Source organism: Arthrobacter sp. YAF16 (genome assembly GCF_052113385.1).
Classification (GTDB): Bacteria; Actinomycetota; Actinomycetes; order Actinomycetales; family Micrococcaceae; genus Arthrobacter.
Genome location: NZ_JBFRDC010000007.1, coordinates 84,867 through 98,341 on the forward strand (window position 1 = coordinate 84,867; position 13,475 = coordinate 98,341).

Here is a 13,475-nt window from a genome sequence, read left to right on the forward strand (position 1 = left end):
AGTGCGCCGGCCAGCCGATGGTCAGCACTCTCATTGTGTTGTTTACTGATGCTGTTATTGCTTTTACTGCCGGTGTTTTCTTAGCGACCGAGGGAAAAGGTGGATCAACGTGGATTCAGGACAGCTCGTAGGGATCATCGTCGGCATCGTAGTGGTGCTCGCGATCATCGCCGTGGCAATGTATCTCAGCCGCAAGCGCAAGACGGAGGCTGACCGGAACCGGGCCGCCGAGATGCGCGAAAAAGCGGAGGCCGACCAGCTGGCTGCGAGGGACCATGAGGCCAAAGCGGCGCGGGCGGAAGCCGACGCAAAGGCCGCCGAAGTCGAAGCCGAGCGCCTCCGCATGCAGGCCCGCGGCACACAGCAGGAGGCAGAGACCGTCCGTGCCGGTGCCGAGGAACAGCTCCGCCGGGCCGACGACGTCGACCCGGATGTAGTGACGACCGAACGCGGCGATGCCCAGTCCCAGGAGACACGCACCCACGCTGCCCAACCGCACGAGGAACTTCACCCGCACGAGGAACTGCGCCGGGACCGGGGCGACCGCGATCGCACGGCAGGAACCGGCGACGCCGCAGGGTTCCGCGAGGAAACGGTGGCGGAGCGCCGCGACACCGAGGACCCGCACGGTGAACGGCCGCGCAATCTCTGAGGCGCGGCAACGGCGACGGCCGCGGGTGCGATGACCCCTCGACATTCCGGGCTTGCCCTGCTCGTCGCCGTCTTGTGGGGCGTCAACTTCGTTGCCATTGACCTTGGCCTGCACCCCGACGGCGCGCAGATGCCGCCGCTGCTGTTCGTGGCCATGCGCTTCGCCCTCGTGGTGTTTCCCTGCATCTTCTTCATCCGCAAGCCGGACGTCAGCTGGAACGCCATCATCGGCGTCGGGCTGCTGATGAGCGCAGGCCAGTTCGGCCTGCTCTACCTGGCCATGGCCCTCGGCATGCCCGCGGGCCTGGCCTCGCTCGTGCTTCAGGCCCAGGTCCTGCTGACGGTCCTGCTGGCGGCGGGAATCCTGGCCGAACGGCCAACCCGGAGGCAACTCGCCGGCGTCGTGCTGGGGATTGCCGGGCTCGCCGTGGTGGCCGTAGGCCGCAGCCTCGTGGCCCCGCTGCTGCCCCTGCTGATCGTGCTGGCCGCGGCCCTGTCCTGGGCCGGGGGCAATATCGTGGCGCGGAAGGCGAAGGCCGCCTCCGGGCTCGGGCTGGTGGTGTGGTCCGGCGCGGTGGTGCCGTTGCCGCTAACCGGACTCTCGCTGCTGGTGGACGGGCCGGCGGCGGTGTCGGATGCCCTGGTGCAGCTGCAGCCGGTGACGATGCTCAGCGCGCTCTACACTGCCGTGTTCGGTTCCCTCGTAGGGTATGGCATCTGGAACCGCCTGCTGGGGCTCTACCCGTCCTCCGCCGTCGTTCCCTTCACCCTGCTGGTCCCGGTGGTCGGCATGACAACGGCCTGGCTGGTGCTGGCCGAGGTGCCCTCGGCGGCGGAAGTTGCCGGCGGACTGCTGCTCCTGGCCGGCGTGGCGATCGCCGTGCTGCGGGGTGGTCAGCGCCGGGTGGGGGCTTTGGCGGCGGGGCGGGCCGGGGCCTTGACCGCCGGTTTCGCCGGCGCCTTGGCAGCCGGCTTGGACCCCGACGACGCCGCCGGTGACGCCGGCCGCTTGCCGGCCGGCACGGCGGAACGTGGCGCCGAAGCCCGCGGAGCGGCGGAGCGCGGAGTTGCGGGCCGTGCCGCGGAAGCGCGCGGCGTCGCGGACCGTGGCATCGACGCCCGGGCGGCAGGGCGGGCAGCGGGTCTGCGGGGCGCCGCCCCACTGGACGCCGAAGCCGGGCGCCGGGGCGCGTAAGGGGCGCGGGGTGCGGGTCGGCGGCCGGGCAGGACGGTGCCGGCGAGCAACAGGACCAGCGTGAGCGCTCCGGCGGCTGCCGAGAGGTAGAAGTACAGGTCCGGATGCTCGGTATCAACGTTGGTGGACAAGGCGTTCGGATCCGGGTTGAAGGCCAGCCCCCACTGGCGCAGGAAGGCGATGCCAAACGCGATGAACAGGATGCTGCCGACGCCGCTTGCCAGCAGTGTCTTGTACCGCCGTCGGACCAGCACCTCGGCCACGGACGCCACATAGGCGACGGCGGAGGCGGTGAGGAACCAGAGTCCCACCGTTTCGTGCAGGGTGACGCCGGTGAGGGCCAGCAAGGCCAGAGCGGCAAGGGATGCTCCGATGGCAGTCTTGCCGCTGTTACCCATGTGGTGCATGTGACTAATCATCCCCGAGTGCGACTACTTCGCAACGTAGCCACGCATGATCGCCATGATTGCGGCGACACTTTGCGCCCGGGTGCGTTCGGGGTTGTAGGTCTGCCGGTCCAGCCCCACGACAAAGCATGCCCCGAAGATGGCCGTCTCCAGGCTGCCGCGGGACAGCGCGGGATCCACCGGGTACTTGGCGGCCACGGCCTCGATCGCGGCGCCAATCACCCCGAGCAGCCGGCCGCGGAGCTCGGTGAAGGTGTCCTGCCACTCGCTGGGCGTCCGCCAGTTCTCGCTGACCCACAGCCGGGCGAAGGAGGGGTATTCGGCCATGAAGTCCATCGCCTGGCCGATCATCTCGTCCATCGCCTCCAGCGGATCCGCCGACCCGTCCTTGACGCTCAGCAGCCGTGCCATCAGGATGTCCACGCCGTGCCGCAGCAGTTGGGCGATCAGATCCGACTTGCTGCCGAAGTTGTAGTACACCGTGCCCTTGGAGACGCCCGCGGCCGCGGCGATCTCGTCGACCGTCACGCTGGCGGCGCCGCGCTCGCCGATCAGCTCCATCGACGCCTCGAACAGCTTCTGCTTGGTGGCGTTGGTGCGTCCGGGCCGCAGCTTCTTCCCTGCGTCGGCGGCGGTCGCCACGTCCACGCGGGGCTTGGTGCTCATAGGGCGATCTCCGGCTTCAGGGTCTTGAGGGTCCAGAACTTGTGTTTCCGGACGGCGACGGCGGACATGGCCAGTCCCAGCAAAGTGTAGCCAACCAGGCCCAGCATGGTGGGCAGGATGCTGGCCAGATCGGCTCCGTAGATCAGGTGCCGCATGCCATTGACCACATAGCCCATTGGCAGCAGCTGGTGCACCACGTGCAGCGGCTCCGGTGTGGTCTGCCAGGGGAAGGTGCCGCCGGAGGAGACCAGCTGCAGGACCAGCAGGATCAGCACCACCAGCTTGCCGGGCGAGCCGAGCAGCGCCACCACACCCTGGATGATCGCACTGAAGGCCATGGCAGCTGCCAGCATCAGGACCCACATCAGCACGGGATGGGCGGGATCGAGGCCCAGCCCCACATCCACCACGAGGGTCAGCAGGCTGGCCTGGACCGCGGCAACCGCCAGGAACGGCAGCCAGCCCCCGACGGCGATCTTCCACGTCGGAGCGTTGGACGCCAGGGCGCGCTGGGTGACCGGCCGCATCGCCTGGATCAACATGAAGACACCGATCCACAGGGCCAGGGTCAGGAAGAACGGAGCCAGTCCGGCCCCATAGGAACCCGCCTTGGCCTGCGAGACGTTGCTGACGGCCACGGGGTCCGCCATGACCTTGGCGAGGCTGTCCTTCTTTGCGTCGTTCGGGTTGGGTACCTTGCCCGCGCCCTTGGCCAATTCGGTTGCGAGGGTCCCGGCGCCGTCGGACGCCTTCGCCGAACCGCTCTCGAGCCGTGCTGCGCCGTCGTCGAGCTGCTGGGCGCCCTGGGCGAGTTTTTCCGCGCCGGCCAGGGCGTTTTGCTGCCCGGCGGCGAGTTCCGCGGTGCCGCCGACGAGCTGATCCGCCCCGGCGGAGGCCTTCCCGACGGCGTCGCTCAGGGCCGGGGCCGCGCCCGCCAGCTGCGCGGCACCCGCGCTGACTGCGGCGGAACCGTCCGCCAGCTGCTGCACCTGGGCCGCCGCGCCCTGGAAAGCGGCCGCCGCTCCGGAAGGCGCCGGCGCGGTGTTGGCGTCGTAGTCGGCCAGGATGGCATCGGCCTGGGCCTGGGTAATGACGCCGGCGGCGACCAGGCGGCCATCGGAGGCCACGACCCGGCCGCGCTGGGCCTGCGCCGAGGCCTGTTCCGCGGACGCGAGCTGGCCCGCCATGCCCTGCAGCTTCGTGTTCAGTGCGGCGTTTCCGGCGGCCACCTGGGCGGCGCCGTCGGCCAGCCGCTGCGTATCCGCGGGCAGCGTGGACGTCTTGTCGTTGAGCTCGCGCAGGCCGCCGGCAAGCTGCCCGGCCCCGGCGTTCAGGGTGTTGGCCCCGTCGAGGAGTTTGCGCTGCCCGGCCACCAGTTCGCCGGTCCCGTTCCTGAGGGAGGAGGTGCCCTGGTGCAGGCTGGCCGAGCCGTCGTGGAGCGAGGACACCCCGCCGGCGAGGTCCCGCGCGCCGTCGGCGGCCTTGAGCATCTGGGAGTGGATGGTCCCGAAGCCGGTGAGGAGCTGGTTGGCGGTCTCCTGGCCCACTTCTTTCGCCACGGTCGAGTGGACGGCGGTGGTGAGCTTGTCCACGATCGTGCCGAGCAGGTAGTTGTTGGCGTCGTTGGTGGTGACGTTCAGCATGGCCTGGTTGGCGGCGTCGAAGCTGCCCGGCGAGACCAGGTTCGCGGAGAAGTCCCGGGGGATCTTGAGCGCGAACGCGTACTGGCCGCTGCTCACGCCCTGGTCCGCTGCCTCCGCGCTGGAGACGGTCTGCCAGTTGAAGACGTGGCCCTCGACGAGGCTGTCGGCGACCTTCCGGCCGGCCTCCAGCCGGGTGCCGTCGGCGGAGCTGGCGCCGCTGTCCTCGACCACCAGGGCGGCGTCGATCTGGTTCAGCTTGCCGTAGGGATCCCAGTTCGCGTAGAGGTACACCGCCCCGTAGAGCAGCGGCACCAGGGTCAGCGCCAGGATGGTCAGCTTCGGCAGCAGGCCGCCGGTCATGCGCTTGAGTTCGGAACGGGCCAGCCGCAGCACGGTCATCGGGCATCCTCGGTTTCGCGGTCGTGGTGGACATCCGCCGTTTCCGGCGCGGGGACGGCGTTGCCGATCTCCGCGACTGGACCGGTCCAGCCCGGCGGGAGGCTCCCGATGGCGGCGACGACGGCGAGGGGACGGCCGCCGTCGTACGCCAGCTCCTGAAGCCGCGGCAGCCAGTCGGCCGGATCGCCGCTGTGGCGGTCCGGGGAATCGACCACCAGCAGGTCGGTGTGCGGATTGGCCAGGGCCAGCGCCGTCAGCAGCTCGAGACGGCGGTCGGCGGGCAGCTCCTCGGCCCAGCGCCCGGCGATGTCCTCGAAGCGGTTGACCTTAAGCCACGGCGTGCTGAGCAGCGCGCCGCGGTAGCGGCGGGGGATCAGGGCGAGGTCCTCGGTGACCAGGTCGCGCACGCTCAGGTGCTGCTCCGGCTCGTTCACCCCGGGGGCGTCGACGACGGCGCTCGCCTGCCGCAGCTGCTTGATCCGGCCGCCGCCGTCCCACTCGAGGCTTCCGGCCGAGGGCTTCATCCGGCCGCTCAGGGTCAGGGCCAGGGCGGTGCGCTGGTCCTGGCGTTGGCCGGTGACGAGCAGGAGTTCACCCCGGGCCGCCTGCAGCGAGGTGGGCGGGAGCAGGTAGTCCCGCCGGCCCTTCACGTGAAGCTGTTGAACGCAGAGCAAGGAAAGCCTTTCGCAGAAATGATCTACTCCAAGGCTAACTAAACTGACCGGTCAGTTCAAATAGATGTGGGCGAACAGACACTTGGGGCCCCGGAACCGACGGTTCCGGGGCCCCAAGTGTCTGTTCGCGCTTAGAGGCCGTACTCCTCGAGAAGCCGCAGCCACACCTCGCTGATCGTGGGATAGGACGGGACGGCGTGCCAGAGCCGGTCCAGCGGGACTTCGCCGACGACGGCGATGGTCGCCGCGTGCAACAGCTCGGCAACATCCGGCCCGGCGAAGGTGGCGCCCAGCAGCACTTTGCGGTCCTCATCGACCACCAGCTGGGCCCAGCCCTTGTAATGTTCGGAATGCAGCGAGGAGCCGGCCACCTGGATGGGGAGCTGCACGGAGGTGGCCCGGTAGCCGTCCCTCTCGGCCTGTTCCAGGCTGCGCCCGACATTTGCCAGCTCGGGGTCGGTGAAGACCACATTGGGGACGGCGTGCTCGTCCGCGGTGTGGGCGTAGCGGCTCCACGGGGCCGGCTCGCCGGTGAGCGTGCCCTTGGCGCGGGCGGCAATCGCGTCGCCGGTGGCCCGCGCCTCGTATTTGCCCTGGTGGGTGAGCAGGACCTTGCCTGCGGCGTCGCCGACGGCGTAGAGCCACGGCCTACTGTCGTTGCCGTCGGCTCCCCGGACGAGCCCGCTCGCGTCCGTCTCGAGCCGCGGGGCCTTCCCGTCGTCGGCGGACAGGCCCACGCTCTCCAACCCGATGCCCTCCACAGCGGGGTGCCTGCCGGTGGCGACCAGGAGCTTGTCCACCGTGACGCTGCCGCCGCCCTCGAGCGTCAGGGTCAGGGAGCCGTCGTCGTTCTCATGGACGCCTTGGGTGCCGGTGCGGAGGTGGAGTTCGACGCCGTCGGCGCGCAGCCCCGCCTGGACCAGCTCGGCCGCCGGGGCCGGAAAAGCTCCCAGCAGCCCGCCGCGGGCCACGACCGTCACGGTCGACCCGAGCCGGGCGAAGGCCTGGGCGAGCTCCGTGCCGGCCACGCCGCCGCCGAGCACACCGAGCCGCGCCGGGATCTCGTGCGCGGAGGTGGCCTCCCGGGTGGTCCAGAAGTCGACTTCCTCGAGGCCTTCGATGGGCGGGATGGTGGGGCGCGACCCGGTGGCCAGCACGATGGCGTGGCGCGCCACGAGCTTGTAGCTGTTGCCGTCCACGCCGGCCACCTCCGCCCGGCGGGCCCCGGTGATCCAGCCGTGGCCGCGGAGCAACTCGATCCCGGTGTCCTCGACCCATTTGACCTGGCTGTCGTCCTGCCAATTGGAGGTGAAGTAGTCCCGCCGCTTCAGCACGGCCGCGGCGTCGAGCACCCTGGTGACCGCCTCCCCGGCGCCCGGCACGGTCTGGGCGCCATGGAGTGCGGTGCCGGGCCGGAGCAACGCCTTCGATGGCATGCAGGCCCAGTACGAACACTCGCCGCCCACCAGCTCCGCCTCCACCAGGACGGCCGTCAATCCGCCCCGGACCACGCGCTCGGCCACGTTCTCGCCCACCGCGCCTGCCCCGATCACGATGACATCGAATTCACGCTCAAAGTGTGCCGTCATGGCAACAGCCTAACCCCGCCGGGAGGGGCTTTGACGGGACACTGGGCAGGAGGTGGGACGTCCGCTACCCTGAGGATCACCTTTGGGGAGGAGTCCAGCCGTGTGCGCAGCCAATTCGGACGCGGGCGACGCCGGGCCGCCGCGCCGGTTGGGCGCGCAGGCCCGGCTGCGCGCCCTGCAGGCCGACATCATCGAGCTGATCCTTGAGCGGGAGCTGGAACCCGGCGACCCGCTGCCCACCGAAAACGAACTCGCGGCGCTGCTGGGGATCGGCCGGAACACGCTGCGGGAGACGCTGAAGGTGCTCCAGGCCCTGGGCGTGATTGAGATCCGGCACGGCTTCGGCATGTTCGTGGCCGCGAGCAACTTCGAGGCTCTGGTTGGCGGGCTCAGCTTCCGGGGGCGGATGTCGCTGCGGCACCGGGGGCGGGAGGCGCTCGAGCTGATCGAGGCGCGGCGGCTGCTGGAGTCGGGGCTGATCGGCGTGTCCATGGCGCGCATGACGGCGGACCACCTGGCGGGACTCGAGGCGGCGGTGCTGCGGATGGAAGAGCTGGCCGGGTCCGGGGAACACTTTGTCGAAGCCGACGCCGATTTCCATCGCAAACTGTTCGAGCCGCTGGGCAATGAGCTGCTGCTGGGCCTGGTGGACGCGTTCCAGGCGGTCTACCGCCGGATCCAGCTGGAACTGGGCGGCGACGCCCGGCCGGCCGCCGGCGAGGTCGAACCTGCCGGAGCCGACACCGCCGACGTTGGCACCGCCGACGTCGGCACTGCCGCGGGGGCTGCGCTGCACCGGGTCATCTACGAGGCTGTGGCGGCGGGCGACGCCGTCCTCGCCGCGGAACGGCTGGGCAGCCACTTTGACGGGATACGCCGGCGTATCGCGGCTGCCGTGGGGGAGTAAGTCGCCGGGCCGTGGCCCGTTTTCCGCTACCGTTTGAGACCGGTGCGGCCCGGATCGGACCTGCCTCTGTCCGGAACCGCCGCGGATTTCTGAAACAAGCCGGGAAAGCAAAAGATCCGCACCGGCGGACCGGTGCGGATCTTTTCTATCTGTGCGCCCAAAGGGATTCGAACCCCTGACCTTCTGTTCCGTAGACAGACGCTCTATCCAGCTGAGCTATGGGCGCATTCTCGGCTCTTCGGGAACTTCTCGCTCCCCGAACCTCGAATTACTTTACGCGAGAGGGGCCCAGAGTTCCAAATCGAGAGCCATGTAATCTGCCCGACTAGACCGGTCTACGTGACCTTGATCACAAAAAGACCAGCGCTCGGAGATATTAAACCTTGATTTTCCGGGGATTTTGGATCTCGGCTCCATCGTCAACCCGTATTTGGGCCTGAAACTGAATCACCCGCGAGACCTAGCATTTAGGACACACCACTGAACCCGAGGAAGGGAACCGTAATGGGCGATCTGGCGCGACTGCCGCTGCTTGAGAAAGCACCCACCACACATGCTGGACTGCTGGCATGGGTTGAAGAGGTTGCTGAACTGACCCAGCCGGACCGGATCCACTGGGTTGATGGCTCGGAAGAAGAGAACACCCGGCTCACGGACGAGCTCGTGGCGGCCGGAACCCTGACCCGGCTGAATGAGAAGCTGTTCCCGAATTCCTTCGCGGCATTCTCAGACCCCGCCGACGTCGCCCGCGTCGAGGAGCAGACCTTCATCTGCTCCGAGAACGAACGCGATGCGGGCTTCACCAACAACTGGATGGCTCCGGCGGAGATGAAGGAGAAGCTGCGCGGCCTGTTCAGCGGCTCCATGCGCGGCCGCACCATGTACGTCATCCCCTTCGTCATGGGCCACCTCGACGCCGAGGACCCGAAGTTCGGCGTGGAGATCACGGACAGCGCCTACGTTGTCGCCTCCATGCGCATCATGGCCACGATCGGCACCGACGTGCTGAACAAGATCACCGCCACCAACGCCTTCTTCGTCCCGGCCCTGCACTCCCTGGGCGCCCCCCTGGCCCCGGGGCAGGCTGACGTCGCCTGGCCGTGCAACCCGGACAAGTGGATCGTGCACTTCCCGGAGGAGCGTTCCATCTGGTCCTTCGGCTCCGGTTACGGCGGCAACGCCCTGCTCGGCAAGAAGTGCTACGCCCTGCGCATCGCCTCGGTCATGGCCCGCGACGAGGGCTGGCTGGCCGAGCACATGCTCATCCTCAAGCTGACTTCGCCGGAGAAGAAGAACTACTACATTTCCGCGGCGTTCCCCTCCGCCTGCGGCAAGACCAACCTCGCCCTGCTCGACCCCACGATCGAGGGCTGGGACGTCGAAACCCTCGGCGACGACATCACCTGGATGCGGATCGGCAAGGAAGGCGAACTGCGCGCCACCAACCCCGAGGCCGGCCTGTTCGGCGTCGCCCCGGGCACCGGCTGGGGCACCAACCCCAACGCCATGCGTGCCATCGCCAAGGGCCACAGCATCTTCACGAACGTTGCCCTCACGGACGACGGCGGCGTGTGGTGGGAAGGCATGACCGACGAGGTCCCCGCGCACCTGACCGACTGGCAGGGCAACGACTGGACCCCGGCGTCGGACCAGCCTGCCGCGCACCCGAACTCCCGCTTCTGCACCCCGATTTCGCAGGTCGACATGCTGGCCGAGGAGTACTACAGCCCGGAGGGTGTGGAGCTCTCCGCGATCCTCTTCGGCGGCCGGCGCAAGACCACGGTGCCGCTGGTGACCCAGGCCCGCAGCTGGACCAACGGCATCTTCATGGGCTCGACGCTCTCCTCGGAGACCACGGCCGCCGCGGCCGGACAGGTCGGTGTGCTTCGCCGTGACCCGATGGCCATGCTGCCGTTCATCGGCTACGACGCCGGCGACTACCTGAAGCACTGGATCAGCGTCTCCGGCAAGGCCAACCCGGAGCGGCTGCCGCACATTTTCCTGGTGAACTGGTTCCGCCGCACGGCTGACGGCGGTTTCGCGTGGCCCGGCTTCGGCGACAATGCCCGTGTCCTCAAGTGGGCCATTGAGCGCATCGAGGGTAAGGCCGACGCGGTGGAGACTCCCATCGGCTTCGTTCCGACCGGCCATTCGCTGGACCTCACCGGCCTGGACCTGACCCACGCCCACGTCGAGGACGCCGTCCGCGTGGACCGCGAGGAATGGGACGCCGAGCTGGCCTCCATCGAGGAGTGGTACGCAAAGTTTGGCGACTCGCTGCCGGACGCGCTGCGCGCCGAGCTCGACTCGCTCAAGGAACGGATGTCCGCGCACTAGCAGGCGGCTGATCCAACGACGGCGGCCCCGCACCTTGGATAAGGTGCGGGGCCGCCGTCGTTCCCTCATCGATTGTCCCCACCGGTTCCCTAGCCCCACAAGTTCGGCTGGGGAACCCTCCCGGCGTGGCCCCACCGCGGATGCCCTTTTGAGGCCTCAGAACGGCCGTTGCGGAGCAGCCGATGAGTCATGGCGGGGCCCCGGTGGCTGCCGGGACCAAGGCCCCTAGCCTGTAGTCGGGAGCGGCCGTAGGCTCGTCGCATTCATCAGCCGGGCCTGACGCTGACTGCCAGGGATGCGGGGAACATCCCGGGCGCGCGGCGGCGTGCCCTCCGCCTGCCCCGGCAGGCGAAACCCCAGGAGCACTCATGCTTGTCACCGAGGATATCCAGGCCCTGTCCGAAGCTGTCAGCGGAACGGTCGCTTTGCCGGACAGCCCAGAATTCGCGGCCGAGACGTTCGCGTTCAACGCCGCTACCGTCCACCGGCCCGACGTCGTCCTGGGCGCCAGCACCGCCCAGGACGTCGCGGCCGGGGTCAAATGGGCGGCGGAACGCCGGCTGCCGGTGGCGGTCCAGTCCACCGGGCACGGCGCCGACTCAGTGGTCGAGGGCGGCCTGCTGATTAACACCAGGCGGTTGCAGGAGCTGCACATCGACCCGGTGGAGCGCACCGCGAGGGTGGGGGCAGGAGTGAAGTGGCGCAGCGTCCTGGAAGCGAGCGTTCCGCTCGGGCTGGTGGGACTGCACGGCTCGAGTACCGACGTCGGCGTCGTGGGATACACCGTCGGCGGCGGGCTTCCAGTGCTGGGCCGCGCCCACGGCTTTGCCGCTGATCATGTCCGGAGCATGGAAGTGGTCACCGCGGACGGTGCGTTGCGCCGGATTGACGCCGAGGCCGAAGCCGAGCTGTTCGCGATGATGCTCGGCGGCAAGGGCAACTTCGGGATCGTGACCGAACTCGAATTCAGCCTCTTTCCGCTGGGCGAGTTCTACGGCGGCGGCATCATCTATCCGGGTGCCGATGCCGGCCTCATCCTGGCGGCGTTCCGGGAGTGGTTGCCTACGCTGCCGGAGGACGCCTCGCCCTCGATTTCGCTGCTGCGGCTGCCCGACATGGAGTTCGTCCCCGCGCCGCTGCGGGGCCAGTTTGTGGTGCACCTCCGCTTCGCCTTTCTGGGGAACCGCGAGGCCGGCGATGCGCTGCTGGCCCCGATGCGCGCCGTTTCGAGCCCGTTGATGGATACGGCCGGCCCCATGAGCTACCTGGACGTTGACCAGATCCACATGGATCCGGCGGATCCGCTCCCTTTCACAGCCGGCGGAGCGCTGCTGAAGGATCTCGGCGACAGTACCCTGGCGGAGTTGCTGAACCACACCGGCGAAGGCTCGGACTGTCCGCTCCTCCTGGTCGAAATCCGGCCGCTGGGTGGCGCCTTGGCCCGTGCCGGGGCGCTGCCGAACGCCGTGTCGGGGCGGGACGCGGCATTCCTGCTCTTCCTGCTCGGGTTCAAGATGCCCCCGGTCGCCGAGGCCGTCTCGGCAGCCATCCGCACGGTCCTGGCCGCGATGGCTCCGCACTCGACGGGTTTTACCCTGGTCAACTTCCACGGCGAACCCGGCGATGAGGCTGACCGTTCCAGGGCATGGTCGCCCGCCGTCTATGAACGGATGAGGGCCGTGAAGTCCAGCTACGACCCCGGCAATCTCCTGCGGTTCGGCCACGCGATCACCGGTGTGCCGTCGTTCTTTCATCGATTGCTAGGGAGTCAGTTGGCGAGCCAGATGTCCGGCCCGAAGACCTCGTAGTGGATCTTGGTGGCGGGGATGCCCGCATTGATGGCCTCGTTGCGGATGTTCTTCATGAACGGCAGCGGACCGCACAGGTACAGCGAGGCGTTGGCCGGCAGGTCCACGTCGCGCAGCGACATGAAGCCTTCCTTCGCCCCCGCCTCCGGCCGCTCGAGCCAGAGCTGCAACTCGGCCGCTTCCAGGCGCTCGACGTCGTCCGTCATCTGGGAGCGCAGCGCCCAGCTGTCCAGGGTGCTTTCCGCGTGCAGGACCAGCACCTGTCGGTCCGAACCGGCCTCGGCAAGGGAGCGCAGGATCGAAGCCGAAGGCGTGCAGCCGATGCCGGCCGACGCCAGGACCACGGGGCCCTCGCTCTCCTTGAGGGTGATTTCGCCGTAGGGGTTGGAGATCTCGAGGATGTCCCCGACCTCGACGTGGTGGTGCAGCACGGGGGAGACCTCGCCGCCGTCGTCGAGCTTGGTGGTGAAGCTACGGCTGGTGCCGGCGTCGCCGGAGAGCGAGTACTGGCGGACCTGGCGCAAGCCCTCCGGCAGGGTGACCTTGACGCTGACGTACTGGCCGGGGAGGGCCGGGGTGATGGGGGTGTCGTTGGCCGGTTCCAGGGTGAACGTCATGGAGCCGGTGCCGGCGGGGGTCTTCGCGGCGACCTTCCACGGGGACCACATCTTGCCGTTGGCCTGGCCGGCGTAGAGGCCCTTCTCGAGCTTGATCAGCGCGTCGGCCATAAGCCAGTAGACCTCGGTCCAGGCCTCGGCGATTTCCGGGGTGATGACCTCGGCCAGGTCTTCGGCGATGGCGGCGAAGAGGTGCTCGTAGACCACCTGGTACTGCGGCTCGGTGATGCCGAGCGAGGCGTGGCGGTGCGCGATGCGCGACAGCACGGTCTCCGGCAGGGTGCCCGGGTTGCTGACGAGGTGGCTGGCGAAAGCGGCGATGCTCCCGGCCAGGGCCTGCTGCTGGTTGCCGGAGCGCTGGTTGGAGCGGCTGAACAGCCCGTCCAGCAGCTCGGGGTGGGCGCCGAAGAGCCGGGCGTAGAACTTGGGGGTGATATCGCCGATCCGGGAACCGACCAGCGGCAGGGTGGCCTCGATGACGGGGAAGGACTTGTCCGAGAGCATGCTGACTCCTGAGATAGTGGCCCGGGGTCTTCAACCGGACCGTTTCTGAAATACCTGCATTTGAAATACGAGTATTTA

General features: G+C 68.8%; 9 protein-coding genes, 1 tRNA gene and 1 pseudogene. 5 read left to right on the forward strand and 6 right to left on the reverse strand.

The genetic code is table 11. The features are described from left to right. The first annotated feature begins 109 nt into the window (after nt 1–109). Both AB4Y91_RS13755 and AB4Y91_RS13760 read left to right on the forward strand, forming a co-directional pair. Nucleotides 110–652, forward strand: coding sequence for a hypothetical protein (locus tag AB4Y91_RS13755; protein WP_441419003.1), 543 nt, complete (start codon nt 110–112; stop codon nt 650–652). Between the two features lie 30 nt (nt 653–682). After that, a pseudogene (locus AB4Y91_RS13760) lies at nt 683–1,654 on the forward strand (EamA family transporter); the annotation flags it as partial. 623 nt (nt 1,655–2,277) lie between these two features. On the opposite strand, the gene AB4Y91_RS13765 reads toward AB4Y91_RS13760, so the two are convergent. From AB4Y91_RS13765 to AB4Y91_RS13780, 4 genes are all read right to left on the reverse strand, one after another. Then, nucleotides 2,278–2,919 carry a TetR/AcrR family transcriptional regulator gene (locus tag AB4Y91_RS13765; RefSeq protein WP_441419004.1) on the reverse strand — a complete coding sequence of 214 codons (642 nt, stop codon included), beginning with the start codon at nt 2,917–2,919 and terminating at the stop codon, nt 2,278–2,280. After that, nucleotides 2,916–4,961, reverse strand: a complete 2,046-nt coding sequence (locus tag AB4Y91_RS13770; protein WP_441419005.1) for a YhgE/Pip family protein — start codon at nt 4,959–4,961, stop codon at nt 2,916–2,918. The genes AB4Y91_RS13765 and AB4Y91_RS13770 overlap by 4 nt, the downstream gene beginning before the upstream one ends. Further along, nucleotides 4,958–5,635 (reverse strand): ABC transporter ATP-binding protein, encoded by a 678-nt coding sequence (locus AB4Y91_RS13775; RefSeq protein ID WP_441419006.1) that lies wholly within the window; start codon nt 5,633–5,635, stop codon nt 4,958–4,960. The genes AB4Y91_RS13770 and AB4Y91_RS13775 overlap by 4 nt, the downstream gene beginning before the upstream one ends. A 131-nt stretch (nt 5,636–5,766) precedes the next feature. Further along, nucleotides 5,767–7,224: a dihydrolipoyl dehydrogenase family protein gene (locus AB4Y91_RS13780; RefSeq protein ID WP_441419007.1), complete on the reverse strand. Its 1,458-nt coding sequence runs from the start codon at nt 7,222–7,224 to the stop codon at nt 5,767–5,769. Between the two features lie 100 nt (nt 7,225–7,324). Here AB4Y91_RS13780 and AB4Y91_RS13785 point away from each other — a divergent pair, with 100 nt between their 5' ends. Beyond that, nucleotides 7,325–8,131 carry a FadR/GntR family transcriptional regulator gene (locus AB4Y91_RS13785; protein WP_441419008.1) on the forward strand — a complete coding sequence of 269 codons (807 nt, stop codon included), beginning with the start codon at nt 7,325–7,327 and terminating at the stop codon, nt 8,129–8,131. Between the two features lie 152 nt (nt 8,132–8,283). Here the strand turns inward: AB4Y91_RS13785 and AB4Y91_RS13790 are convergent. Further along, nucleotides 8,284–8,357, reverse strand: a tRNA-Arg gene (locus AB4Y91_RS13790). Between the two features lie 278 nt (nt 8,358–8,635). Here AB4Y91_RS13790 and AB4Y91_RS13795 point away from each other — a divergent pair. Together AB4Y91_RS13795 and AB4Y91_RS13800 are read left to right on the forward strand one after the other, a co-directional pair. Continuing rightward, nucleotides 8,636–10,468 (forward strand): phosphoenolpyruvate carboxykinase (GTP), encoded by a 1,833-nt coding sequence (locus tag AB4Y91_RS13795; protein ID WP_441419009.1) that lies wholly within the window; start codon nt 8,636–8,638, stop codon nt 10,466–10,468. 368 nt (nt 10,469–10,836) lie between these two features. Then, nucleotides 10,837–12,276 carry an FAD-binding oxidoreductase gene (locus AB4Y91_RS13800; protein WP_441419010.1) on the forward strand — a complete coding sequence of 480 codons (1,440 nt, stop codon included), beginning with the start codon at nt 10,837–10,839 and terminating at the stop codon, nt 12,274–12,276. Here AB4Y91_RS13800 and AB4Y91_RS13805 read toward each other — a convergent pair. Beyond that, complete coding sequence (locus AB4Y91_RS13805; RefSeq protein WP_441419011.1) at nt 12,237–13,397, reverse strand: globin domain-containing protein; 1,161 nt, start codon at nt 13,395–13,397, stop codon at nt 12,237–12,239. The two genes, AB4Y91_RS13800 and AB4Y91_RS13805, sit on opposite strands and share 40 nt — an antisense overlap. Nucleotides 13,398–13,475 lie beyond the last annotated feature (78 nt).

What these genes read in the sequence shown, in the direction of transcription:
- AB4Y91_RS13765 (WP_441419004.1), bottom strand. Translation starts at nt 2,919, where the DNA reads ATGAGCACCAAGCCCCGCGTGGACGTGGCGACCGCCGCCGACGCAGGG.
- AB4Y91_RS13770 (WP_441419005.1), bottom strand. Translation starts at nt 4,961, where the DNA reads ATGACCGTGCTGCGGCTGGCCCGTTCCGAACTCAAGCGCATGACCGGC.
- AB4Y91_RS13780 (WP_441419007.1), bottom strand. Translation starts at nt 7,224, where the DNA reads ATGACGGCACACTTTGAGCGTGAATTCGATGTCATCGTGATCGGGGCA.
- AB4Y91_RS13795 (WP_441419009.1), top strand. Translation starts at nt 8,636, where the DNA reads ATGGGCGATCTGGCGCGACTGCCGCTGCTTGAGAAAGCACCCACCACA.
- AB4Y91_RS13800 (WP_441419010.1), top strand. Translation starts at nt 10,837, where the DNA reads ATGCTTGTCACCGAGGATATCCAGGCCCTGTCCGAAGCTGTCAGCGGA.
- AB4Y91_RS13805 (WP_441419011.1), bottom strand. Translation starts at nt 13,397, where the DNA reads ATGCTCTCGGACAAGTCCTTCCCCGTCATCGAGGCCACCCTGCCGCTG.